The following is a 24,010-nucleotide window of genomic DNA, read 5'->3' on the forward strand; positions in this document are numbered from 1 at the left end:
CTGACCGGCATCCTTGTCGCCGCCGCGCACCTTGCGCTGCAGGTTCGCCAGCCGCTTCTCGATGCTCTCCAGATCCGACAGCATCAGCTCCGTCTCGATCACCTCGGCATCGGAAACAGGATCGACGCGGCCTTCGACATGGGTGATGTCGTCATCCTCGAAACAGCGCAGCACATGGGCGATGGCATCGCACTCGCGGATGTTGGCCAAAAACTGGTTCCCCAGACCCTCACCCTTGGACGCACCCTTCACGAGTCCCGCGATATCCACGAAGGTCATCCGCGTCGGGATGATCTGCTTGCTGCCCGCGATCCCGGCCAGCTTGTCCAGCCGCGCATCGGGCACCGCCACGTCGCCCACGTTCGGCTCGATCGTGCAGAACGGAAAGTTCGCGGCCTGTGCCGCGGCCGTGCGCGTCAGCGCATTGAACAGCGTCGACTTGCCGACGTTCGGCAGCCCGACGATCCCCATCTTGAAGCCCATGACGCATCTCCTGACTGAATACCGCCCGGCCATAGCCCCGGCGCCCCGCCCGTGCAAGCCAAACGCTTTGGCCGCGGCCCGTTCCAGGCCATCCCGGCGCGATTTTCGCAATCAAACGCCAGACGTCCAGCCCGGACCTGGCCGTTCGTCGCGGCCCCCCGCAAAGCCGCGTTCACGTGCGACGCCGGCGTCTGCCGCACGGCCCTAACAGTCAGGCGCGTCAAGACAGGATCGGCGCCTGTTCCAAAACCGAGACAGCAGGCCCCTAGGCCGTGCGGTTGCGACCCTCGTAGATCAGGATCCAGGCCAGGATCACGAACATCGGGTGGGTCAGACCGCCGCTCAGCAGGATCGCCGGAATCCAGATCAGGAAGGTGATGATGGCCACGATGGGACGACCTGCGAATAGGATCGACAGAGGCGGGAGCAGCAGGGCAAGGATGTAATTCATGCCCCTGATATGGGCGTGACCGGCGGTATTTCAATTCCAGCCCCATTGCATTTGCGCGGTCCATCGCCCAGAAACGCCACGACCCATGAAAGATTGCGCCATGTCCCGTATCGACGCCAAATTCGCAGACCTGAACGCCCGCGGCCAGAAGGCCTTCGTCGCCTACGTGATGGCGGGCGATCCGACCTACGACACGAGCCTCGCCATCGTGAAAGGCCTGCCCGCCGCCGGCGTCGACATCATCGAACTGGGCCTGCCCTTCACCGACCCGATGGCCGACGGCACGACGATCCAGCTGGCGGGCCAGCGCGCCCTCGCGGGTCACATGACGCTGGACAAGACACTCGCCATCGCGCGGTCCTTGCGCGAAACCGACGACACCACGCCGATCGTCCTGATGGGGTACTACAACCCGATCTATTCCCGCGGCGTGCCGCTGTTCCTCGAACAGGCCAAGGCCGCCGGGATCGACGGCCTCATCATCGTCGACCTGCCCCCCGAAGAGGACGAGGAACTCTGCCTGCCCGCGCAGGCCGCCGGCCTGAACTTCATCCGCCTCGCCACGCCGACGACGGACGACAAGCGCCTGCCCAAGGTGCTCACGAACACCTCGGGCTTCCTCTACTACGTCTCGGTCACCGGTATCACCGGCACCGCCAGCGCCCAGACCGCCGACGTCGCCCCCGAAGTCGCGCGCATCAAGTCCCACACGGACCTGCCCGTCATCGTGGGCTTCGGGATCAAGACGCCGGAGGCCGCCCATGCCATCGCTGAGGTCGCCGACGGCGCCGTCGTGGGATCCGCCATCGTGGAAAAGATCGGGGCCGGAGAATCCGTCGCCGACGTCCTCGCCTTCGTCAAAACACTGGCCGACGGCTGCCACAGCGCCTGAGCGATATCCTCGCTTTTTCCAAAATACTCCGGGGGAGGTGCGCAGCACCGGGGGCAGCGCCCCCACAGCCGGTTTTTCGTCGAAAAACCGGCTAGCCGCGCCGTTTTGCGGCCCGCTTCAGCAGCATGTCGCGCTTCAGCTTCGTCAGTCGGTCGAAATACATCTGCCCCGCCAGATGGTCGATCTGGTGCTGCACGCTGACGGCCCAGAGGCCGACGAAATCGCGCTCGACCGTGGCACTGGCCTCGTCCATGAACCGCACCGTCACCGCCCGGGGCCGCTTCACCATGGCGCTCACCCCCGGCAGACAGGGGCTCGCTTCCTCATGGTCACGGAATTCCACGCTGGCGTGCAGGATTTCGGGATTGGCCATGCGCACCGCCTGACCGCGTGCCGTGCTGGCGTCGACCACCGCCAGCCGCAACGGCACGCCCAGCTGCACGGCGGCAAGCCCCACCCCCGGCATCGCCTCCATCACCGCGATCATGTCGGACCACAGCGCGCGGATCTCGTCAGTGATCTCGGCCACATCGGCGGCGGGTGTCCGCAGCACCGGATGCGGCCAAGGCACGACCGTCCGCATCACGGAAGGTCCACGTAATCGGTGCAAAGGATACCATCCAGATGGTCCCGTTCATGCTGCACGATCACCGCATCCGTCCCGTCAAAGTCGCCCTCGTGCACCCCGCCTTGCAAGTCCTGCCAGCGCAGCCGCACGGCCCGCGGGCGCGGCACGGCGACGGTCTGCTGCGGGATCGACAGGCAGGCTTCCTCGTTCACCACCAGCGCCGGGTCCGCCGTCAGGATCTCGGCGTTGATGAACACGCGCGGCGTATGATCACCCGTCTTCCAGGTCGCATCCATGACAAAGACGCGGGACAGAACGCCGATCTGCGGTGCGGCCAACCCGCGCCCGGGGGCCGCATACATCGCGGCAAACATCTCTTCGGTCAGCGCCGCGAGCGCTGCATCAAAGTGTGTCACAGGCGCGCAGATGGCCCGCAGGGCGTCGTGCGGCACGGTCAGAATGGGCCGCGTCACGCCCGCGCCCTTTCGCGCTTCAGCTTCTGCATCTTGCGCGTGATCATCTGCCGCCGCAGCGGCTTGAGGTAGTCGATGAACAGCTTGCCATCCAGATGGTCGATCTCGTGCTGCACGCAGGTCGCCCACAACCCGCTGAACCGCTCGGTCTGCGTGGCGCCCTCCAGATCCATCCAGCGCACCTCGACCTCCGCCGGGCGCTCCACGTCCGCATATTGCTCGGGGATCGACAAACACCCTTCCTCATAGGTGCTCAGCGCCTCGCTGACCCAGGTCACTTGCGGGTTCAGCAGGACCATGGGGCGCGCGGGCTGCGTCTCGTCCTTGACGCAGTCCATCACCAGCACGCGGCTCATCACGCCGACCTGTGGGGCGGCCAGACCGATGCCGGGCGCGTTGTACATCGTCTCCAGCATGTCGTCGGCCAGCGTCCGCAACTCTGCCGTGACGGCGCCGACGGGGTCCGTGACCTTTTTCAGGCGGGGATCGGGATGGATCAGGATGGGGCGTATTGTCATGCCCCCGATCTAGCCCCTGTCCCGCCGCTTGCCAAGACACCCCGCAATTTTCGCCTTGGCACCCGCACCTGTCCTGCTAGGGTCGCGCCGTTCCCAGCCAGCAGGTCCCCCAGATGAGTTTCGATGCCCCCGTGAACCGCCGCAACACCCACTGCGTCAAGTGGGACGGGATGCAGTCCGCCTACGGCGTCAGCCCCGAGGACGGTATCCCGATGTGGGTCGCCGACATGGAATTCCGCGCCCCCGACGTGATTCAGGACGCGGTACAGAACATGCGCGACCACGGCGTCTACGGCTACTTCGGCAACCCAACACCCTACACCGACGCGATCCGCTGGTGGATGCAGACCCGCCACGGCTGGCAGGTCGAGGCGGACGCCATCTTCACCACCCACGGCCTCGTCAACGGCACCGGTCTCTGCGTCGACGCCTACACCGCCCCGGGCGACGCCGTCGTCCTGTTTACCCCGGTCTACCACGCCTTCGCCCGCGTCATCAAAGCGGCCGGGCGGGAAGTCCGGTCCTGCGAACTGGTCAACGCAGATGGCCGTTACGAGATGGACTTCGACACCTACGACACCCAGATGACCGGGACCGAGCGGATGGTCATCCTCTGCTCGCCCCACAACCCCGGCGGCCGCGTCTGGTCGCGGGCAGAACTGCAGCAGGTCGCGGCCTTCGCCAAACGCCACGACCTCGTGCTGGTCAGCGACGAGATCCACCACGACCTGCTGATGCCCGGCCAGACCCATATCCCGATGGCCAGCATCGACGGGATCGCCGACCGCCTCGTGATGATGACGGCGGCCACCAAGACCTTCAACATCGCGGGCTCGCACACCGGCAACGTCATCATCCCGGACCCTGCCCTGCGCGCCCCCTTTGCCGCCCGGATGCACGCACTGGGCACCTCGCCCAACAGCTTCGGCCTGCACATGACGACCGCCGCCTATTCGGCGCAGGGTGCGGCATGGGTCGACGACCTCTGCGCCTACCTCGACGACAACCGCCGCCTGTTCGAGGCGGGCGTGAACGCGATCCCCGGCGTCCACGCCATGCCGCTGGAGGCGACCTATCTCGCCTGGGTCGATTTCGCCGGCACCGGCATGTCGCAAGACGAGGTGATCCGCCGCGTCCAGCAGGACGCCCGCATCGCGCCGAACCACGGCGAGACCTTCGGCAAAGGCGGCGACAGCTTCCTGCGCTTCAACTTCGGCGCACCGCGCGCGCAGATCGAGGATGCGGTCGACCGCCTGCAAAAGGCCTTCGCCGACCTGCAATGATGCAAACCCGCTGTCCCGCCATCAGGCGCGGGGCAGCAACCCTGCCGGAGTCTGGTCCAGACGCGCGTAATCGACGGGGGCGGTCTCGCTCACGAGGCTCAGCCACTTGAAATCGACGATGCACTCGCCGCCCTCGATCCGGGTGCCGGTGATCAGCGCCTGATACAGGTGCCGCATGCCGTCATAGATATCGACCCGGCCCCGCAGCAGATCGCAGGCACCGGCGTCCAGTGCCATCCCCTCGGCCCAGAACCGCCGGATGCGCAACACCTCTTCACCGTCATGCACGCACAGGCGATTGCCGCGCTGCGTCGACAGGCGGCGGGCATCCTGCAACCCCTTCAGGACGGCTTCGGGCAGATAATCAGTCATGGCAGCGCTCCTTCACTGCCAAGGTAACGCGCAATTGTAACGATTGTTCAAAGAACTTTTTCCGCCGCGCCGCCGCAACGCAAGTGCAGAAAATGTCAGGCCTTTTTCGCTACGGGCCGCAAAACATGGGGTTTCGCCGCATCATAAAGCGCGCTGTCGGGAAACCCGTGTTGCGCGCCCAGCACGGGACCGACCATGATCAGCGCCGTCCGCGTGATTTTCGCAGCCCTGACGGCGGCATGGATGTCCTCCAGCGTGCCGCGCAGAATCACCTGATCGGGCCAGGAGGCGCGATAGATCACCGCCACCGGACAATCCGCGCCATAGAACGGCACCAGCCGCCGGGTGATGTCGCGCAACGCCCGGATCCCCAGATGAATCGCCAGCGTCGTGCCGGTGGCCGCGAAATTCTCCAGCGTCTCGCCAGCGGGCATGCCCGTCGATTTCATGCTCATGCGCGTCAGCACGATGGACTGCCCGACCTCCGGCACGGTCAACTCCGTCCCCATCGCCGCCGCCGCCGCCGCATAGGCCGGCACGCCGGGGATGATCGCGTAATCGATCCCGTCCGCCTTCAGCCGCCGAATCTGCTCGGCGATGGCACCGTACAGCGACGGATCCCCCGAATGCACCCGCGCCACATCCTGCCCCGCCGCATGGGCCGCGACAATTTCCGCATGGGTCTCCTCCAGCGTCATGGCCGCCGTATCCAGCACGCGGGCGGCCGCAGGCACATGGGCCACCACCGCCTCCGGCACCAAGGAACCCGCATACAGACACACCGGACAGGCCCCGATCAGCCGCGCCGCCTTCAGCGTCAAAAGTTCAGGATCGCCCGGACCCGCCCCGATGAAATAAACCGTCATGTCTGTCCCTCCATGGGACGGTGCGCGGGGCGCCTTCGGTCGTCAGCCCGAACAGCGCCGCACACCGTCATCCCGCCAGATCGCCATCGATCTTGCGCGCATAACCCCGCGGCGTGAACATCCGCGGCCCTTCGCCCAGCTGCGCCAACCTGCTGTTGCTCGACCCCACCAGCACCACGGTCAACATGTCGACCTCGTCGACCTCCAGCTGATCCAGCCGCCGGTACCGCACATGCTCCTCCGGCCGCCCCAGTGACGAGGCCAGCATCACTGGCGTATCGCCGGGCCGGTGGGCCAGCAGAATATCCCGCGCCTCCGCCAGCAGCGTCCGCCGTGTTTTTGACACCGGATTGTAAAAGGCCACAACGAAATCCCCCTCCGCCGCCGCCCGCAGCCGCCGCAGGATATCGTCCCGCGGCGTCAGCAGATCGCTCAGGGAAATCGCGCAGAAATCATGCCCCAAAGGCGCCCCCGCCCGGGCCGCGGCCCCCTGCAACGCACTGACCCCGGGCGAGCATACCACCTCGACCCGCCGCGCGGCATCAGAGACTCCCTGCGCCTCCGGCCCCCGGTCCAGCAGTTCGAACACCAGCGCCCCCATGGCATAGATCCCCGCGTCCCCCGAACAGACCAGCGCCACGGTCTTGCCCAGCCCTGCCTGCTCCAGCGCATGCCGGCACCGCGCCTCTTCCCCACCCAGCGGGAAATCAGACCGCGCCTTGCCCAACGCCAGCGGTCCCAGCAGGTCGATATACAGCCCGTAGCCCACCAGCTCCTCGGCCTCCGCCACCAGACGCGACACCTCGGGTGTGCGCCACGCCGCCTGCCCCGGTCCAATCCCCACGACCGCCAGCTTGCCCCGCGCCCGACCGCGCAAGTCCACCAGCGACTCATCCGAGACCGCCACCGCACAAGTCGCCATCGCCGCTTTACGCTTCGCCAGATGCAGCCGCCCCGCGGGTCCCACCTGCGCCAGCGCCGCCGCCTCCGCCACGCCATGTGCGCCGACCTCGGCAAAAACCACGTCCGACGGGTGTGCCAGCCGGTGCGTCTCCGCCTCCAGCACGTCAGCCGCGAAGACCCGCAACGGCACCCCGAAATCCCGCGACAGCGCAATGATCGCAGGCTCGTCCGCCTTCAGCGCAATCGTGTTCACACAGGCCAGCGCCTCCGGCGCGATCCCCGCCTCCGCCAGTGCCGCATCGACCAGCGCGCGCAGATCGCCAACCGGGCAATTCCGTGCGCAGCCGACCCCCAGCGCGTAGCGTTGCGGCGCAAACTGCAGATGATCCGCCCCCAGACCCGCCACCGGCCCGTCGCCACAGGTGATCGTCAGGCCGTCGCCCACAGGCAGCCCCGCCAGCCAGCCAGCCGCCTGCGCATCCGGCCCCTTGATCCGCACGCCCTCCCCCGCCAGCAGCCGCGCCATCGCGTCCTTCGCATCGCCGGGATTGACCAGCCGCCAGCCCGCCGGCGGCGCGTCCAGCGCCACCCCAAGGCTCACGTCCCCCGCCGTCGTCACCGCCGCGACGGCGCCAAGCGCCTCCGCGATCCGCGCCGCCAGCCGGTTCGCGCCGCGATGCCCCCCCAGCAGCGGGACCACGACCGCACCATCGTCACTGACCGACAGCACCGGCGGCTCCGTCACCTTGTCCGCCAGCAACGGCGCCACCGCCCGGATCAGGATGCCGCTGGCACAGACGGCGACGATCGGCACCCCCGCCGCAAACAGATCCCGCGCATGATCCAGCGCGTTGTCGAAAAAGGCATCCGCCCGCTCCACACGCCCCCGCCGCCCGTGGACCAGACAGCCCAAAATCCCGGCCACACGATGAGCCACAGCCTCACCCGACCGCGACAGCGCCAGCACCACAGGGTCTACAGCCATGGATCGGCCCCCTTCGTCAGCAGGATCATAGAAAAATAAGGCGCGACCTCGGGCGCCTCCGCCAGCGCACAGACCACCTCCTCGGGCAGGGTCGCGCGTTCGACGTAGACCGCACTGTCGGTCAGCCCCAGGTCCGCGATCACGGCGCGGATCTTGCCCAGATGCCGCCCCACCTTCATGATCGCGACACTCTCCGCACCCGCGATCCGCTCACGCAACTCCGCTTCAGGCAGCGGCCCCGGCAGCACCGTCAGACGTTCGTTACGCGCCACCAGCGGCCGCCCCGCCCGCGCCGCACAGGCCGCGATCGAAGTGACCCCCGGCACGACCTCCACCCGGAACCGCGCCGACAGCCGCGCAAACAGATACATGAACGATCCGTAAAAGAACGGATCCCCCTCGCACAGGCAGACCACGTCGCGTCCCGCATCCAGATGCACCGCGATCGCCGCCGCCCCCGCGTCATAGGCCGCCTGCGCCGGTGCGCGCTCCACACTCATCGGCACATCCATCGCGATCTCGATGGCCCCGACTGGGATCACCTCCGCCGCAATCGCGCGGGCAAAACTCGCCCCCCCCGCCAGCGTCGGATAGGCCACAACCTCAGCCGCGGAAATCAGCCGCGCCGCCCGCAGCGTCATCAGGTCCGCCGCCCCCGGCCCCACGCCGACACCGTAAAGCACACCGCTCATCCGCATTGACCTGACCGGACAAACGCCCACCGAAAGCTCCGGCCACCGCCACAGGCGCAGGCGCCTGCCCTTTCCACCCGGTCCTCGCTTTTTCCGAAATACTCCCCCCGGAGGGTCCGACCCCTCATCGCTTGACCCGGCTCCACTGGGTCACCGGCATCGCCGCACGCCAGCCCGTCAAGCGGCCCACAGGCTCCGCCCGGCAGACCGACAGCCGCACGAGGTCGCCGCCGTGCCGCGCGTGCAGGTCGATCAGCACCGCCTCGGATTCCAGCGTCACCGCATTCACGACCAGCCGCCCCAGCGGGCGCAGGGCCGCCCAGGCTGCGGCAAAGACCGCCTCGCTCAACCCGCCGCCGATGAAGATCGCATCGGGTGCCGCCAATCCGTCCAGACAGTCCGGCGCCGTGCCCTCGATCAGCTCCAGACGCGGGGCGCCCAGCGCCAGCGCGTTGGCCGCCGCCATCGCCCGGCGGTCATCGCGCGGCTCGATCCCGATGGCGCGGGCATAGCGGGCGGCACGCATCCACTCGATCGCGACCGACCCGGACCCGCAGCCGATATCCCACAGCAAAGCACCCCGCATCGGCATCAGCTTGGCCAGCGTCGCCGCACGGATCTCCTGCTTGGTCATCGTGCCATCGGACTGGAACAGATCGTCCGCCAGCCCCGGCACGCGCGGCAGCAGGGCCGCATCGGGGGCGGCGATACATTCGACCGCCAGCGTGTTGAAAGGCGGCACGACATGATTCCAGCTTTCCGCCACGCCGTCGAAGCGTGCCTCATCCTTGCCGCCCATCGCCGCCAGCACGGTCATCCGCGACTGCCCGAACCCGCGCTGCGCCAGATAGGCGGCAATCTGGGCGGGCGTCTCGGCGCCCGTCGTCAGGATCAGCAAACGCGCGTCGGGCTGGATGAAGGCCACCATCTGCGCCACGGGCCGCCCGTGCACGGTCAGCGTCTCGACATCCGCAAGGCTCCAGCCCATGCGGGCCGCGGCCAGCTGAAAGGCGCTCAGCTGCGGATGATAGACGATCTCGGCCGGGTCGATGGCCCGCCCGATCCGGGCACCGACGGAAAACCACAGCGGATCGCCGGTGACCAGCACGACGGCCCGCCGCCCGCGCAGACCCCGGATCGTGTCGATCATCGCGTCAAAGGGCGACGGCCAGGCCAGACGTTCCGCCGTGACGTTGTCCGACAGCGCATGGTGCCGGTCGCCGCCGAGGATGACCTCCGCCGCCTCGACAACCGCGCGCGTCGCAGGGTTCAACCCGTCCATGCCATCTTCGCCGATGCCGACGATATGCAGCCAGGGTGTCATGCGGTGCGCCTCCGATTTTGTGCCGATACTCTTGCCGGACGCATCACGCCCGGTCCTCCGGCAGACCGGCGGCCAGCGCATTCACCGCCGCCGCCGCCATGGCCGATCCGCCGCGCCGCCCGCGCAAGGCGATGAACTCGCAGCCGCGCGGGTCGGCCGCCAGTTCCGCCTTTGATTCAGCTGCCCCGACAAAACCCACGGGAAAGCCCAGGATAACCGCGGGTCTTGGCCCGCCCGCGTCGATCAGTTCCAGCAGATGAAACAGCGCCGTCGGAGCATTGCCGATGGCGACAACGGCCCCCGCCAGATGATCAGTCCACAGCTCCACCGCCGCCGCGGACCGCGTGTTGCCGATGGCCTGCGCCCGGGGCGCCACGGCGGGATCGTTCAGCGTCACGATCACGGCATTGTCTGCCGGCAACTGCCGGCGGATGATCCCCGCGGCCACCATCTCGCAATCGCACAGGATCGGCGCGCCAGCGGCCAGCGCGGCGTGTCCCGCCGCTGCGGCCCCGGCAGAGAACGCCAGACGGTCCGCGACCTCGACCATGCCGCAGGCGTGGATCAGGCGGGTGATGACCGGATGCATGTCTGCCGCAAAACGGTCCAGCCGCGCCTCGGCCCGGACGGTCGCAAAGCTTTGCGCGTAGATCGCGGCGGGGTCTTTTTCGTAGGGTCTCAAGCGGCGACGCCTTTGCGTGGGGGAAGGGTCGGACCCTCCGGGGGGAGTATTTGATAAAAAGCGAGGACTTAAGGTTTTCGGGTCTTGCGCGCGCTTTCGGGGCCGAGAGGGTGTTGGGCATGGGGATAGACCGGGTGGGCGTGGTCGTGGTGATGATCGTGGCCGTGGTCGTGATGGTGGTGGCCGTCCGCGTGATCGTGGGGGTGAGCGTGATCGTGGCTGTGGGCCAATCCATGGGCATGGGCATGGGCGTGCTGCGCCTCCAGCCGGCACAGGCCGGTGCAGAAGGTGTCGCACAGGGTGCAGTCGGCGACGTTCGACCCGGGCGCGTTGGCGCCCTGCCCTTCGACGTGGTGGTGGTGGCTTTCCTGCACCGCGCCGACCTCGCCCTCGAACCCCAGAACGCGGGTGCGGTATTTGCACATGACGCAGAGCGCGGGCGGCACGGCGCCGAAGGCAGGATGCGTGCGGTCGGCGGCGCTGATGTCCCTTGTGCGGCCATCGGCCATGGCCAGCACCTGATCGCGGTAGCCGCAGATACCGCAGTTCGGCGGCGGCGTGGCCCCTGCCTGTTCGGTGATCCGCTCGGCGAAGGTCGCCAGCACCTGCGGATGATCGCCGAGGTAGCCGGCCTTGATGAACTGGACCTGGGGATGCTCTGCCGCAACCCGGTCGGTAAAGCCGTAAATCCGGTCGATCAGGATGCCCGAGAACAGGAAATACGGGAACACGATCACACGGCTGTAGGGCAGCCGCACGACGTGTTGCAGGCAAGGTTCCACCAGCGGGAAGGTCACGCCGGAATAGCCGACCTCGTGCCAGCCGAAGCCCATGCCTTCGGCGATCATCCGCGCGATCTTGGCCACGTTGCCGTTCGCATCCGGGTCCGACGCCCCGCGCCCGACCACCACGAGGCAGGTTTCGGTCAGCGGCAGCGGGCCGTGCTTGGCATTGGCGCGGTCCACCGCCTCTTGCACACGCGCGGCGGCGGCGGCGATCATCTTGGGATCGACGCCCAGCTCGCGGCCATAGCTGATCGTGACGCCGTGCTGGGCGGCATAGGTGTTCAGCACGGTGGGAATGTCGTTCTTGGCGTGCATCGCGGCAAAGAGCATCCCCGGCACCGCCAAAATCCGGTCGCAGCCAGCCGCGCGCAGGCGATCAAGGCCGTCGCGGATCACCGGGTTCGCGAATTCGAGGTAGCCGTAGTCCACCAGCCAGTCGTCGGGCAGCCATGCGGGCAGTTTCTGCGCCAAGGTCGCGAATTCATCGACCGCCGACTGGCTACGCGACCCGTGGCCGCAGATCATGACCCCGGTCTTCATGCGCTTTGCGCCTCGGGTTCGGGGTCGCGGGCGGCCTTGCCCTTGCGGTCCTTCAAGGCGCCCAGCACGATCGCGATCCCCGCCGCCCCCAGCGCAATCCCGGCGACCCAGTGGTTGTGTCCCGCCGCGTCGACCAGATGGCCGGGGTGGGCAGAGGCGGCAGAGCCGGTGGCGATCAGGATGAGGGTCAGCAGGCGCATGGCAGTCTCCGGACATGGGTCATCGGGCGCAGAGCTGCGTTTCGACGATATGGTGCCCGGTCCCCGTCAGGGTCGACCTTGCCGCCAACAACCGCTCTGGCCCCGTAAAGGGCGTCGTCGTCGAGGGGTATAGAACGGGCCGTCCGCGACCGCAATGCAACTGACCGACGGTTCCGGACCGGTCAGCGGCGCCTGTGTCATCCTCGCGGCCAGACCGGCCCCTGTTTTATGACAGCAGAAGTTGCGCCTCGCGCCGCTTCAGAGCCGGGCGGGCAGAGCCGTAGGCCTGCAGCCCGTCCGCATTGGCCAGCGCCGGGAACAGCACCATGATCTCGGCCCGCTGCGACTGGCCCACGCCCTGCAGCGATTCCACCCCCGGCTGAAAGCTTTCGGTCCAGGCGCAATCGGACAGCACGATCTCGTGGTGCGCGAACATGAAATGAAAGTAGGTCACCCGTTCCGCCTGCGCGACGACGACCGTCCGGCCATCCACCAGATGCTTGGCGGCGACCAGCACCTCGCGTTCGCCAAAGTGGATTTCCGCCGTGGCGTTCGACACCAGCACGCGGTGATTGGGGAGACCATCATGTCACGTTCCGGCGCCCCGTTGCCCAGCGCACCGGCCTTGATCAGGATGGGGCGCATCTGCGGTCTGGTCTGAAGGTCGACGCCGGACAGCCCCTTTGCCCCGGCCCAGGCGATCGGTTGCACGCCGTTGTCGCGGGTCAGCACAAGGTCGCCGGGCCGAAGCGTCTCGACCGCGATCTGGCCCGTCGGTGTCGCGATCAGGCTGCCGGCGGTAAAGCAGGGCACAGCGGTGCCGACGTAGAACTTGCCGTTGCCGTCCTCCAGCGTGTGCGGGTCGATGACGCCATTGCCATTGAAATCCTGATCGGTATTGCGATCGATGACCAGCGTGCCGAAATTGTCCGCAGCATTGGTGCCGGGCGCGACAAGCAGATTTCCAAAGACCGGCGCCGCAGTGTCCGGCGCACCCGACGCCGTCCGCGGCACCAGCACGCCCGCATTGAACCGGACGTAGGTATCGCCCAAGCCGCTGACATCGCCCTGGATATTCGCGGATTGACCGGGGTTCTGCGGCACATAATTGTATTGCACGATACCGGCCTTGTAGGCGTCGATGTCGGCATAGACGCGGATCCCGACAAAAGATGACCCGCCGTCCAGTTCGCCCCCGGCGGTTTCGTTCTGGGTGATGAATTCGACGATGGCATCGTCCGGAAACGGCTGGCTGCCGCCCATCAACGTCATCTGGCCAGCGCCGTCCTGACCAACCGATGAATTGGTCGACACGGCCGGATTATTGATCACGTCAATCCCAAGCGCAAAGAAACTGGCCACGGTGCTTTCCTTTTCAGATCATGGCCGAACCCACCGCCGGGGCGCGCCACAGATTGCGGATGTTAGATGTCGTGGCCGCGCCGGCAGGCATATCCGTTCAGATGGCGCAGGCGCAGCTGCGTCTGCGGCAGCATCACCTGTTAGGATTTTATTTAGCAATCAAACTAAATCGCGACAAGATCGTTTTTGCATTGATGCGGGCGTGGATCCAATCAATCAAAATACAGACTATTGTTCCGTTAGCGACAGCGCCGTGCTGCGCACAGGGCCTGCGCGCAGGGTCGGGTTTAGCCCCGGCGGCGGATGGCCTAGGGTCTGGGTCAATCAACGGAGGAATGTACGATGGGCCTGCTGGTCGACGGGAAATGGCAAGACAAGTGGTATGACACCGATGAAAACGGCGGCTCGTTCAAACGGGACGAGGCAAGCTTTCGCAACTGGATCACCCCCGATGGCAGCGCCGGGCCGTCTGGCGACGCGGGTTTCAAGGCTGAATCCGGCCGCTACCACATGTATGTCAGCTACGCCTGCCCCTGGGCGCACCGCGCACTGGCCCTTCGCAAGCTCAAGGGGCTGACCGACCACATCGGCGTCTCGGTCGTGCATCCAGAGATGCTGTCCGAAGGCTGGACGCTCAGCCCGGACTATCCCGGTGCGACGGGGGACGCGCTCTTCGGCCTCGATTACCTGCGGCAGGTCTATCTGAAGGATACGCCCGACATGACCGGCCATGTCACCGTGCCGTTGCTGTGGGACACGGCAAGCGGTCGCATCGTGTCCAACGAATCCTCCGAGATCATCCGCATGTTCAACAGCGCCTTCGACGACCTGACCGGCAACACCGACGACTACTGGCCCGCGGACCTGCGCGACGCCATCGCCCCGGTGAACGACCGCGTCTATCACACGGTGAACAACGGGGTCTACAAGGCGGGCTTTGCCACGTCGCAACAGGCCTATGACGACGCCGTGGTGCCCCTTTTCGACAGCCTCGACTGGCTCGAAGGGATCCTCTGCGCCAACCGCTACCTGACGGGTGACCGCATCACCGAGGCCGACTGGCGCCTGTGGACCACGCTGATGCGGTTCGACAACGTCTATCACACGCACTTCAAATGCAACCGGGCCTTCATCCGCGACTATCCGGCGCTCTGGGGTTTCACCCGAGAGCTTTACCAGTGGCAGACGCCGGACGGGCCGATGGCGGATACGGTGAACATGGATCACATCGTGCGGCACTATCACTACAGCCACGAGACGGTGAACCCGCACCGGATCATCCCGATCAATCCCTGGCCGGACTTTGCCCTACCGCACGGTCGCGGCTGACTGCGCGCCGTAATGCGACACGATCGCCGCCAGTTCCTCTGGCGGCGTCTCGCGGCGCAGCATCAGCCGAGCCGTGGCACTGTGGGCAAAGATCGACCCGTCCGAAAAGAAGGTGCTGTCCGTCACGCAGATGACATTCGCCTCCGGCTGCCGAAAGGCCGCGATGTCGGCCACGATCAGCGCGTTGCCGTCGGACAGCACCATGTCGAGGATGATGGCGTGAAAATTCACCCGCAGCAGCGCCTTCAGCGCGTCGTCCGCCGTCAGGGCCAGCGTCACCCCGGCCCCCTGCCGTTCCAGATGCCCGGACCAGAGCGCGCCCAGATCGGCATTGCTTTGCACGATCAGCACCCGGAGGGGCGCCGGTCCCGGAAAAGAGTGAGTCTGATCTACCATGTGCCAGAGCTAGGCGGTTTCGCCCCCGCACAACAGCAAAAATGCAATGCCTCCGGGTTACGGGCAGTTTACTGCCGTCCTGCGACTTGTGTCGCGCCGCGAAATCCGGTTGAACCTGTAGAATACCGGCAAAAAGGCGTTCTGCGATGACCACATGGATCACCATCTGCGACACGTGCAAGCGCGATGGCTGGGACCAGTCCGGTGCGACCGTCACCGACGGCGAAACCCTCGCCGCGCTGATCGAAACTGCGGCCACGGGTGTCGCAGGCCTGCGCACCCGCCGCGTCGCCTGCCTGATGGGCTGCAAGACGGGATGCAACGTGACCGTGCAGGCCCACGGCAAGCTGTCCTATACCCTCGGCAGCTTTGAACCCGTGGAAGACGCCGCCGCAGGCATCGTGACCTACGCCGCGCTCCATGCGGAGTCCGCCACCGGGCAGGTGCCCTACCGGACATGGCCACAGGCGATCAAGGGCCACTTCGTCACGCGCCATCCGCCGCTGCCCGACGCCGCAGGTGACACCGCATGACGCCGCCCCGCGATCACGGCGGCGGCCTTGACGCGGCCATCGCGACCTGGGGCGGCAAGCGGGCCGACTGGCTGGACCTGTCCACCGGCATCAACCCGGTGCCCTACCCGATGCCGACCCTGCCCGCGACCGCCTGGACCGCCCTGCCCGACCACGATGCCATGACGATCCTGATCCAGCGCGCCCGCGCCTTCTGGAACGTCCCCGCCGAGGCCGCCGTCCTTGCCGTGCCCGGCGCATCCGCCGCTATCGCCCAATTGCCACGCCTACGGCCGCCGGGGCGCGTCGCGATCCCAGGTCCGACCTACAACGAACATGCCGCGGCCTTTCGCGCCGCCGGCTGGACAGTCGATGGCCGCACGTACGACGCAATCGTCGCGGTTCACCCCAACAATCCCGACGGCCTGACGTGGAACCCCAATCTGCTGAAGTCGCCACTGACCATCATCGACGAAAGCTTCTGCGACGTGATGCCCGCCGCGTCCCTGATCCGCCTGGCCGCGCGTCCCGGCACTATCGTGTTGAAATCCTTTGGCAAGTTCTGGGGCCTCGCGGGTCTGCGGCTGGGCTTCGCCATCGGCGACCCCGCGATCATCGCCGATCTGGCCGAGGCACTGGGCCCCTGGCCCGTCTCCGGCCCGGCGCTCGCCATCGGGGCAGAGGCGCTGGCCGATCCCCTCTGGGCGGACGAGACCTGCGACAGACTCGCCGCCGACGCCCAGCGCCTCGACGCGCTGCTGACGGCACAGGGCGCGCTGATCAAGGGCGGCACGACGCTCTTTCGCCTCTATCAGGTCGAGGACGCCGCCGCCGCCCAAGCCCACCTCGCCCGGCACCGCATCTGGAGCAGGGTCTTCCCCTACGCCACCGACTGGCTGCGCCTCGGCCTGCCGCCGCCCGACCGCTGGGCGCAGGTGGACGCCGCATTTTGACGCTGATCCTTGGCCTGCTGCTGGACTCCCTGTTGGGCGAACCGCGCTGGCTCTGGTCGCGCCTGCCGCACCCCGCCGTCCTGATGGGCCGCTGCGTCAGCTTTATCGACACCCGCACCAACCACGGCCGCAACCGCCGCACCAAGGGCATCGTCGCCTTCGCGCTGCTCTGCCTGGGCTTTATAGCTTTAGGGCTGGCGCTGGCCGCGTTCCCCGGCCGCATCGTCGACGTCGTGGTGCTGGCCATCCTGCTGGCCCAGCGCAGCCTCGTCGACCACGTCCGTCTTGTCGCCGTGGCCCTGCGCCAGTCCCTGCCCGCAGGCCGTACAGCCGTCGCCCAGATCGTCGGTCGGGAAACGAAGTCGCTCGACGCCCCCGCCATCAGTCGTGCCGCCATCGAATCCGCGGCCGAGAATCTCTCCGACGGCGTCATCGCCCCCGCTTTCTGGTTCGCCATCGGCGGCCTGCCGGGTCTGCTGCTCTACAAGATCACCAATACTGCCGATTCGATGATCGGCTACCGCACTGAAAAATACGCAGACTTCGGTTGGGCCGCCGCCCGTTTCGACGACCTGCTGAACCTGATCCCCGCCCGCCTGACCGCCCTGCTGATCTGGGCCACGGCCCCCAAACGCGCAGCCCTCCCCGCGATCATGGCAGAGGCACCGCGCCACCGCTCGCCCAACGCCGGCTGGCCAGAGGCGGCGATGGCGCAGGTCCTCGGCATCGCCCTCTCCGGCCCGCGCACCTACGACGGCGCGCGCCGCGACTATCCCTTCGTGAACGCCCACGGTCGCCACGCCATCGGTCCCGCCGACATCGACAACGCCTGCGCGGTGCTGTGGCGCACATGGGCGCTGGCCCTTCTCGCGGCCGTGATCCTGACGCTGTTCTAATCTGCGCCCCGGTCTGGCAAGGTAGCGCCGAACCGACAAGGACCGACCCCATGCGCCTCACCGCCCTCGCCCTGACCCTCGCCACGCCGCTCGCCGCACAGGACTGCGGCGCCTCGCTGCCAGACTTCAAGGCCGGGTTGCAGGCCGAGGCCACCGCCATGGGCATCCCCGCCGCCACCGCGCGCGCCTTCCTCGCGGATGCGCAGATCGACCCCGCCGTGCTGCGCGCGGATCAGGCGCAGGGCGTCTTCCAGCTCGATTTCGTCACCTTCGCGCGCCGCCTGATCAGCGCCGCCCGGATCGAGAACGGGCAGGCCATGTCCGCCCGCTATGACGACACCTTCACCCGGATCGAAGACCAATACGGCATCCCCCGCGGCGTCCTGCTCGCCTTCTGGGCGTTCGAGACGGACTACGGCGCGATCCAGGGCGATTTCAGCACCCGCAACGCGCTCTTCACCCTCGCCCACGACTGCCGCAGGCCAGAGCTCTTCCGCCCCGAACTCCTCGCCGCCATGCAGCTTTACGCGCGCGGTGATTTCGACCTCGACACGACGGGCGCCTGGGCCGGAGAGATCGGTCAGGTCCAGATGCTGCCCCGCGACATCATCGCCCACGGCACCGACGGCGACGGCGACGGCCACATCAGCCTGAAAACCTCCGCCCCCGACGCGCTGATGTCGGGCGCAGCCCTGCTGGCGTCACTGGGCTGGCGCGCAAATGAACCAGCCCTGCAGGAAATCACTGTCCCCGCGACCCTCGACTGGTCCCGCACCGGCCTGAACCACCCCGCCCCCGCCGCCGACTGGGCCGCCCTTGGCGTCACCGCCAAGACCGGCGACCTCGCTGACCTCGACGGCGCGGTCCTGCTGCCGATGGGCCGCAACGGCCCGGCTTTCATGGCCTACCCCAACTTCGCGGTCTATTTCGAATGGAACCAGTCGATGACCTACGTCACGACCGCCGCCTACTTCGCGACCCGCCTTGCGGGCGCCCCGATCTTTGATGCCGGCAACGCCGATCCCGGCCTGTCCGGCGACCAGATGATCGCCCTGCAGGACAAGCTTGTGGCATTGGGCCACGACGTCGGCGGCAGCGACGGAATCCTGGGCGAAAAGACGCGCGAGGCCGTGCAAACCGAACAGCAACGCCTCGGCCTGCCCGCCGACGCCTGGCCCACGGCGGACCTGCTCGCCCGCCTCTGACCCGCCCGCATGGCCCGTCAGCCCCATGTTCATGTCAAAAGCCTGCACTGGCCGCGAGGTCCCGGTCCCCTCGGCCACGCCCCGATCCCCGCGCGTGTCATCCCTCTGCCCGACCAGCTTTTCATCAAAATCAACGCAGCCGACCTGCCGCACCGATCCTCATTTACCCGGCACGGCAAACGTCCGTTGAAGGCCTCCGCCGCCCGCCAAATCCTTAACAAATAATGACTACAACCAATTGATTTTACATAATATGTATCGCACGCGAAACATTTGACTTTTGTCATGTAATGGGACGGCGGGCGGGGCGCCTTGGGCGCCTGCGCCCAACAGCGCCGTACGGCGTCAGCGCACCGCCACCATGCGCCGCGCCCGGACCGCGACCTGCACCCGCTCCCGCGTCATCACGAACCGCCCGCCCGCACCCCCCACGGTCGGGAAATGCCACAGCCCCGTGATCCGCGTCAGCGCGTCGTTCACCGTGCCGGCGTAATGCGGATCGTCATCCTGATCGAAGCCGATGTAATACTTGGCGAACTTCACCTCCGCCCCGTTGCGCCCCCCGATCAGCCGCGCCCGCAAGGTCGCGCCCTTGTCGCTGCGAAACCCGTTGGCCTCGGTGATCATGCCCGTCAGATCGCCGCCGTCCTCCACCAGCTCCACCTCGAAAGCCACGGCGGGCATGACGCGGCTGGCATAGTCGTAGCGCCCGATCCAGCGCCCGGTCAGGTCCTTCACGCGACCATCGCCTCCGCCTTCTTCAGATCGACGGACACCAGCTGGCTGACCCCCTGTTCCCCCATCGTCACGCCGAACAGCCGGTCCATCCGGCTCATTGTAACGGCGTGGTGGGTGATGATCAGGAACCGCGTGTCGGTGCGCCGGGTCATCTCGTCCAGCAGGTCGCAGAAGCGGGTGACGTTGGCATCGTCCAGCGGCGCATCGACCTCGTCCAGCACACAGATCGGCGCGGGGTTGGCAAGGAAGACCGCAAAGATCAGCGCCATCGCCGTCAGCGTCTGCTCGCCGCCCGACAAAAGGCTCAGCGTGCTCAGCTTCTTGCCCGGCGGCTGGCACATGATCTCCAGACCGGCCTCCAGCGGATCGTCGCTTTCGACCAGTTCCAGCCGCGCCTCGCCGCCACCGAAGAGGCTGCGGAACAACGTCCCGAACGAGGCATTCACCTGTTCGAAAGCGGTCAGCAGACGCTCCCGGCCCTCCTTGTTCAGACCTGCGATTCCCGACCGCAGCGCCGCAATGGCGGCTTCCAGATCGGCCTTTTCGCGCACCAGCTCGTCGTGCTCTGTCTGGACCTCCAGAGCATCGTCCTCGGCCCGCAGGTTCACCGCACCCAGCGCGTCGCGCTGGCGCCGGTGACCGGCCAGATCGCCCTCGATCCGGTCGGCGGCCGGCAGGTCGGCGATCGCGATGCCCAGTTCGGCGAACAGGGCGGCCGGCGCCAGATCGCGCTCTTCCATCATCCGCGCCACGGCGGCGGCGGTGGTTTCGCGGGCGGCGTCGCCCATCGCGTCGGACCGCGCCCGCGCCTCGCGCGCGTCAGAGGCCGCACGTTCCGCGTCGCGCTCCGCCAGCGTCGCATCGCGCAAGGCGGTCTCTGCGACTGACAGCGCCTCCATGGCGGCGGCGCGACGGTCCTCGGCGGTGGCGATGCTGTCGGCCAACGCCGCGCGCGTCTCGGCCAGCTGGTCGGGCACGGCAGAGGCTTCGGCCAGTTCGTCCTCGGACGCCGCCTTGCGGGCCAGCAGTTCGGTGCTGCGCTGGGTCGCCGTCTCCAGCCGGTTGCGCCAGCCGGCCAGATCCTTGGCAATCTCCTGACTGCGTTTCTGGCGCGCCTCTCCGGTGCGGCGCAGATCGTCGGCCCCGGCGCGGCGGGCGAGCATGGTCATCCGCGCCGCCTCGACCGTCATGCGGATGTCACTGGCACCGGCGCGGGCAGCTTCGAGGTCGGGCAGGTCCGCCTGCGCCGCCTGCGCCTGTGACAGCTGCGCGCGGGCGCTTGCGGCTTCTTCAGCGTGTCGCGCGACGGCCAGTTCCAGCGATTCGACGCGTCCGTCCGCAAGGTTGCGTTCCGCCTCGGCGCGGCTGGCGGCGCGGTGCGCCTCGGCCACGCGGGCATCGGCGTCGCGGCGGGCGTGGCGCGCGGTCTGGTCCGCCTCCGTCAGGGCCGACAGGCGGGCGGTCAGCGTCTCGTGGGCGGCGATAGCCTCTGATGCGGCGGCCTCTGCCTGTGCCAGATCGGCACGCAGATCGGCAAGGCGGTTCAACTGTTGCAGGCGCAGGGCGGCGGCAGAAGGGGCATCCTCGGCCCCCGCGCGGAACCCGTCCCAGCGCCACAGATCGCCCGCCTGCGACACAAGGCGCTGGCCCGGCAGCAGATCACCCTGCAACCGTGCACCATCGGCCGCATCCACTAGCCCGACCTGCGTGATCCGCCGCGCCAGAACGGCAGGCGCCTCGACCACGTCGGACAGGGGCTGCACCCCGGCCGGCAGGGCTTGCGGTGCGTCGTAGCCGGGCAGCGTCACCCAGCCAGAGGGATCGGCGGCGCTGACGGCAGGCGCCTTGAGGTCGTCGGCCAGAGCCGCACCCAAAGCGGCCTCATACCCCCGCGCGACACGCAGCAGATCGAGCACCTGACCGCCCTCGCCCGCGTCCCGGTCCACAAGGCGCGACAGCGCCGCGACCTCGGCCCGCAGGGCGTTCGCCTCGCCCTCGGCGGCGGATCGCAGGGCGCGGGCGTCGCTTTCGCGGCTTTGGGTCGCGGCGCGGGCGGCTTCGGTCTCCAGCAGGGTCTCTTCGGCGTTCTGGGCGGTGGCGGTGGCGATCTCTTCGGCCTCGGACGCGGCAGCAAAGGCTGCGTCGGCCGCATCACGCGCAGCCCTGGCGGTGGCCATCGCACTGCGGGCGCGGTCGGCTTCGGCCTCGGCGCGGGTGACGGTCTTGTGGCTGTCGTCCAGCAGGCGCTGCGCGGACTGGTGGCGGGCGGACAGGCGGGCCACATCCTCGGTCAGCTGGTCCAGATCCTGTTCGCGCTGCGCCAGCACCTCGGCAGCCTCAGCGCTGGCGTCCTGTGCGGCGTCAAGGGCCTCGGCATGACCGATGCTGGCCGCGGCGATCTCTTCCGCTTCAAGGGTCAGGCGGGCGATCGTTTCTTCGGCATCGGCGTTCAGGCTGGTTTCGCGGGCGATGTCGCGGGTCAGCTGTTCGATGCGCCGGGTCAGGGTGGCGATGGCGGCGGCGGCCTGCGCCTCGCGGTCGGCCAGCTGGTCGCGCTGCACCATCAGGCGCTGCACCACGGCGGCCGCAATTGCATCCTCCTCACGCAGGGGCGGCAGCGCCTCGTCAGCGGCGCCGCGCCGCGCATTGGCCTCTTGCGCCGCACGCTCGGCCTGCACGGCGGCGAGGGTGCGGGTGCGCACCTCGGCCTCTGCCAATGTCAGCGCCGCGTCGGCGTCGAACCAGCGACGATACAGCAGCAGCCCCTCCGCATGGCGCAACGCATTGCCGATCTCGCGGTAGCGGGCGGCCTGACGGGCCTGCCGGGCGAGCGTGCCCAGTTGCGCCGCGAGTTGCCCCACCACATCGTCGACGCGGGCAAGGTTCTGTTCGGCGCCGCGCAGTTTCAACTCCGCCTCGTGGCGGCGCTGGTAGAGGCCGCTGATCCCGGCGGCCTCTTCCAGAATCCGGCGGCGGTTCGTGGGTTTGGCGTTGATAAGCTCGCTGATCTGGCCTTGCCGCACCAATGCGGGCGAATGGGCCCCGGTGGAGGCATCGGCGAAGAGCATCTGCACGTCGCGCGCGCGCACGTCCTTGGTGCCGACCTTGTAGGCGCTGCCTGCGTCGCGGGTGATGCGGCGCGTGATATCGAGGCTGTCACTGTCGTTGAAGGCGGCGGGTGCCAGCCGTTCGCCATTGTCGATGATCAGCGCGACTTCGGCAAAGTTGCGGGCGGGGCGGGTCGCGGTGCCGGCGAAGATCACGTCCTCCATCCCGCCGCCGCGCATCGCGGTGGGGCGGTTTTCGCCCATGACCCAGCGCAGCGCCTCCAGCAGGTTGGACTTGCCGCAGCCGTTGGGACCCACGACGCCGGTCAGCCCGTCGGCGATCACGAGGTCCGTGGGATCGACGAAGCTTTTGAAACCATTGAGGCGCAGTCGGGTGAAACGCATGAAAGCTGAATGATCCGGTGATTCCCTTGAAGGCCAAGGATGCCGGAGGGGGCAGACCCAAGTCAACGGCGCCCTACCGCATCTGCGCCGCTTTCGGCGGTTATCCACAAGATGTTGACCCCTCTGGTGGGCCGGTCCCCAGCGGGATTTGCCGCACAGCAGGCTTGACGCGGGCTGGCCCCGGGGCGCAGAAAGGTGATGCAAGGTTCCCCACACAAGGCGCAAAGCGCCGGGGATGAAACTGGGAATGTGGAACGGGCCGATTCCGACCGGAAGGCCCCATGCCACAGCCGCCCCCGCGACTGTAAGCGGTGAGCGTGACGTCAAGAAGCCACTGGGACACCAAGTAATTGGGCAACCGGGAAGGCGACGTCGCGTGCACGAGCCGCAAGCCAGGAGACCGGCCCTGCATGATGAAACCAAGGCCCGTCGGGTGTGACGGGGTACAGGAGACTGAAATGCATATCGAACCTGGCGTCGTCACCGGCGCAAAACTGGCCCTTGGCAGCGTGACCGCTGCCGGTGCCGCCACCGTCTCGGCCAAGCTGGTCTGGGACAACCTCGTGCAGCGCGGCGCGGCCTCGCTGATCGCGCGGTCGGCCATGGCGACCGCCGCGACCTTCGTGTTCTTCGAACTGCTGCCGCATCTGGCCGTCGGCCCGTCGGAGGTTCACCTGATCCTCGGGTCCACCCTGCTGCTGATGCTGGGCACCGCGCCGGCTGCCGTGGGACTGGCGCTGGGGCTGCTGCTGCAGGGGCTGCTGATGTCGCCCTTCGATCTGCCGCAATACGGCATGAACGTGACCACGCTGCTGGTCCCGCTCCTGGCGCTGCATGGCGTGACAAAAATGGTCGTCGCCCGCGGCACGGCCTACGTCGACCTGACCTACGCGCAGGCGCTGAAACTGTCGGTGACCTATCAGGCCGGCGTCGTCGCCTGGGTCGCCTTCTGGGTGGTCTGGGGTCAGGGCGCCAGCGTCGCCACGCTGGCATCGCTGGGCACCTTCGGGGCCGCCTACATGACCGTCGTCCTGCTGGAACCGCTGGTCGATCTGGCCGTGCTGGCCGTGGCCAAGCGCCTGTCCGCCAAAGGCTCGCCCCTGCTGGACGCCCGCGTCTACGGCTGATCGCCTGACGGCATGACACAAGA

Annotated in this window: 24 protein-coding genes, 1 pseudogene and 1 riboswitch; of the genes and pseudogenes, 8 read left to right on the forward strand and 17 right to left on the reverse strand. The window is 67.9% G+C overall.

Going from position 1 to position 24,010, the window contains the following annotated elements:
* The coding region (locus GLR48_RS00005; RefSeq protein ID WP_237057597.1) for a GTPase at nt 1-483 on the reverse strand (483 nt) is incomplete at its 3' end.
* A gap of 265 nt (nt 484-748) precedes the next feature.
* Nucleotides 749-934 (reverse strand): hypothetical protein, encoded by a 186-nt coding sequence (locus tag GLR48_RS00010; protein WP_237057598.1) that lies wholly within the window; start codon nt 932-934, stop codon nt 749-751.
* A gap of 100 nt (nt 935-1,034) precedes the next feature.
* On the opposite strand from GLR48_RS00010, the gene trpA reads away from it, so the two are divergent.
* Nucleotides 1,035-1,826 carry a tryptophan synthase subunit alpha gene (trpA, locus tag GLR48_RS00015; RefSeq protein ID WP_237057599.1) on the forward strand — a complete coding sequence of 264 codons (792 nt, stop codon included), beginning with the start codon at nt 1,035-1,037 and terminating at the stop codon, nt 1,824-1,826.
* Between the two features lie 91 nt (nt 1,827-1,917).
* Here the strand turns inward: trpA and def (GLR48_RS00020) are convergent, their stop codons facing one another.
* From def (GLR48_RS00020) to def (GLR48_RS00030), 3 genes are read right to left on the reverse strand one after another with little or no spacing between them, the layout of a single operon-like run.
* Nucleotides 1,918-2,409: a peptide deformylase gene (gene def / locus GLR48_RS00020; protein WP_237064263.1), complete on the reverse strand. Its 492-nt coding sequence runs from the start codon at nt 2,407-2,409 to the stop codon at nt 1,918-1,920.
* Entirely contained in the window at nt 2,409-2,867 is a 459-nt protein-coding gene (def, locus tag GLR48_RS00025; protein WP_237057600.1) for a peptide deformylase, read from the reverse strand. The genes def (GLR48_RS00020) and def (GLR48_RS00025) overlap by 1 nt, the downstream gene beginning before the upstream one ends.
* Complete coding sequence (gene def, locus GLR48_RS00030) at nt 2,864-3,385, reverse strand: peptide deformylase (RefSeq protein WP_237057602.1); 522 nt, start codon at nt 3,383-3,385, stop codon at nt 2,864-2,866. Before def (GLR48_RS00030) ends, def (GLR48_RS00025) begins: the two co-directional genes overlap by 4 nt.
* A 113-nt stretch (nt 3,386-3,498) precedes the next feature.
* Between def (GLR48_RS00030) and GLR48_RS00035 the strand changes: the two genes are divergently transcribed.
* Entirely contained in the window at nt 3,499-4,668 is a 1,170-nt protein-coding gene (locus GLR48_RS00035) for a MalY/PatB family protein (RefSeq protein WP_237057604.1), read from the forward strand.
* Between the two features lie 21 nt (nt 4,669-4,689).
* Here the strand turns inward: GLR48_RS00035 and GLR48_RS00040 are convergent, their stop codons facing one another.
* The 9 genes and pseudogenes from GLR48_RS00040 to GLR48_RS00085 form a co-directional block, all read right to left on the reverse strand.
* The gene (locus GLR48_RS00040; protein WP_237057606.1) at nt 4,690-5,040 is read right to left on the reverse strand and encodes a hypothetical protein; all 351 of its coding nucleotides are present in this window, start codon (nt 5,038-5,040) and stop codon (nt 4,690-4,692) included.
* 95 nt (nt 5,041-5,135) lie between these two features.
* Nucleotides 5,136-5,906: a precorrin-4 C(11)-methyltransferase gene (gene cobM / locus GLR48_RS00045; RefSeq protein WP_237057608.1), complete on the reverse strand. Its 771-nt coding sequence runs from the start codon at nt 5,904-5,906 to the stop codon at nt 5,136-5,138.
* Nucleotides 5,907-5,973: 67 nt separating this feature from the next.
* Nucleotides 5,974-7,794 carry a precorrin-3B C(17)-methyltransferase gene (cobJ, locus tag GLR48_RS00050; RefSeq protein ID WP_237057609.1) on the reverse strand — a complete coding sequence of 607 codons (1,821 nt, stop codon included), beginning with the start codon at nt 7,792-7,794 and terminating at the stop codon, nt 5,974-5,976.
* Entirely contained in the window at nt 7,785-8,486 is a 702-nt protein-coding gene (gene cobI / locus GLR48_RS00055) for a precorrin-2 C(20)-methyltransferase (protein WP_237057611.1), read from the reverse strand. Before cobI ends, cobJ begins: the two co-directional genes overlap by 10 nt.
* A gap of 124 nt (nt 8,487-8,610) precedes the next feature.
* Complete coding sequence (cbiE, locus tag GLR48_RS00060; RefSeq protein WP_237057612.1) at nt 8,611-9,810, reverse strand: precorrin-6y C5,15-methyltransferase (decarboxylating) subunit CbiE; 1,200 nt, start codon at nt 9,808-9,810, stop codon at nt 8,611-8,613.
* 43 nt (nt 9,811-9,853) lie between these two features.
* A complete protein-coding gene (locus GLR48_RS00065; protein WP_237057613.1) occupies nt 9,854-10,492 on the reverse strand; it encodes a precorrin-8X methylmutase in 639 nt (212 codons plus the stop codon).
* A 68-nt stretch (nt 10,493-10,560) separates the two neighbouring features.
* Complete coding sequence (locus GLR48_RS00070; RefSeq protein WP_237057614.1) at nt 10,561-11,817, reverse strand: sirohydrochlorin chelatase; 1,257 nt, start codon at nt 11,815-11,817, stop codon at nt 10,561-10,563.
* Nucleotides 11,814-12,017, reverse strand: coding sequence for a DUF6732 family protein (locus GLR48_RS00075; RefSeq protein WP_237057615.1), 204 nt, complete (start codon nt 12,015-12,017; stop codon nt 11,814-11,816). The genes GLR48_RS00070 and GLR48_RS00075 overlap by 4 nt, the downstream gene beginning before the upstream one ends.
* A gap of 226 nt (nt 12,018-12,243) precedes the next feature.
* Nucleotides 12,244-13,289 (reverse strand): annotated as a pseudogene (locus tag GLR48_RS00085) (Hint domain-containing protein).
* Between the two features lie 432 nt (nt 13,290-13,721).
* On the opposite strand from GLR48_RS00085, the gene GLR48_RS00090 reads away from it, so the two are divergent.
* Entirely contained in the window at nt 13,722-14,708 is a 987-nt protein-coding gene (locus GLR48_RS00090) for a glutathione S-transferase family protein (RefSeq protein ID WP_237057618.1), read from the forward strand.
* On the opposite strand, the gene GLR48_RS00095 is transcribed toward GLR48_RS00090, so the two are convergent.
* Nucleotides 14,688-15,104: a hypothetical protein gene (locus GLR48_RS00095; protein WP_237057620.1), complete on the reverse strand. Its 417-nt coding sequence runs from the start codon at nt 15,102-15,104 to the stop codon at nt 14,688-14,690. The two genes, GLR48_RS00090 and GLR48_RS00095, sit on opposite strands and share 21 nt — an antisense overlap.
* A gap of 146 nt (nt 15,105-15,250) precedes the next feature.
* Here GLR48_RS00095 and GLR48_RS00100 point away from each other — a divergent pair, with 146 nt between their 5' ends.
* Genes GLR48_RS00100 through GLR48_RS00115 form a run of 4 tightly spaced genes read left to right on the forward strand, consistent with a single transcriptional unit; the run spans nt 15,251 to nt 18,670 of the window.
* On the forward strand, nt 15,251-15,637 hold the full coding sequence (locus GLR48_RS00100) for a DUF1636 family protein (RefSeq protein ID WP_237057622.1): 387 nt from the start codon (nt 15,251-15,253) through the stop codon (nt 15,635-15,637).
* A complete protein-coding gene (locus GLR48_RS00105) occupies nt 15,634-16,569 on the forward strand; it encodes a threonine-phosphate decarboxylase (RefSeq protein WP_237057624.1) in 936 nt (311 codons plus the stop codon). Before GLR48_RS00100 ends, GLR48_RS00105 begins: the two co-directional genes overlap by 4 nt.
* Entirely contained in the window at nt 16,566-17,465 is a 900-nt protein-coding gene (gene cbiB, locus GLR48_RS00110) for an adenosylcobinamide-phosphate synthase CbiB (protein ID WP_237057626.1), read from the forward strand. The genes GLR48_RS00105 and cbiB overlap by 4 nt, the downstream gene beginning before the upstream one ends.
* A 50-nt stretch (nt 17,466-17,515) precedes the next feature.
* Nucleotides 17,516-18,670, forward strand: coding sequence for a lytic murein transglycosylase (locus tag GLR48_RS00115; protein WP_237057627.1), 1,155 nt, complete (start codon nt 17,516-17,518; stop codon nt 18,668-18,670).
* Nucleotides 18,671-19,015: 345 nt separating this feature from the next.
* Here GLR48_RS00115 and GLR48_RS00120 read toward each other — a convergent pair whose 3' ends face one another.
* Entirely contained in the window at nt 19,016-19,408 is a 393-nt protein-coding gene (locus GLR48_RS00120) for a hypothetical protein (protein ID WP_237057628.1), read from the reverse strand.
* Nucleotides 19,405-22,860 (reverse strand): chromosome segregation protein SMC, encoded by a 3,456-nt coding sequence (gene smc, locus GLR48_RS00125; RefSeq protein WP_237057629.1) that lies wholly within the window; start codon nt 22,858-22,860, stop codon nt 19,405-19,407. The genes GLR48_RS00120 and smc overlap by 4 nt, the downstream gene beginning before the upstream one ends.
* 186 nt (nt 22,861-23,046) lie before the next feature.
* Nucleotides 23,047-23,283: riboswitch (cobalamin riboswitch) on the forward strand.
* 35 nt (nt 23,284-23,318) lie between these two features.
* Between smc and GLR48_RS00130 the strand changes: the two genes are divergently transcribed.
* A complete protein-coding gene (locus tag GLR48_RS00130; RefSeq protein ID WP_237057630.1) occupies nt 23,319-23,987 on the forward strand; it encodes an energy-coupling factor ABC transporter permease in 669 nt (222 codons plus the stop codon).
* Nucleotides 23,988-24,010 lie beyond the last annotated feature (23 nt).

The organism is Loktanella sp. M215, assembly GCF_021735925.1.
In the GTDB taxonomy this organism is placed as follows: domain Bacteria; phylum Pseudomonadota; class Alphaproteobacteria; order Rhodobacterales; family Rhodobacteraceae; genus Loktanella.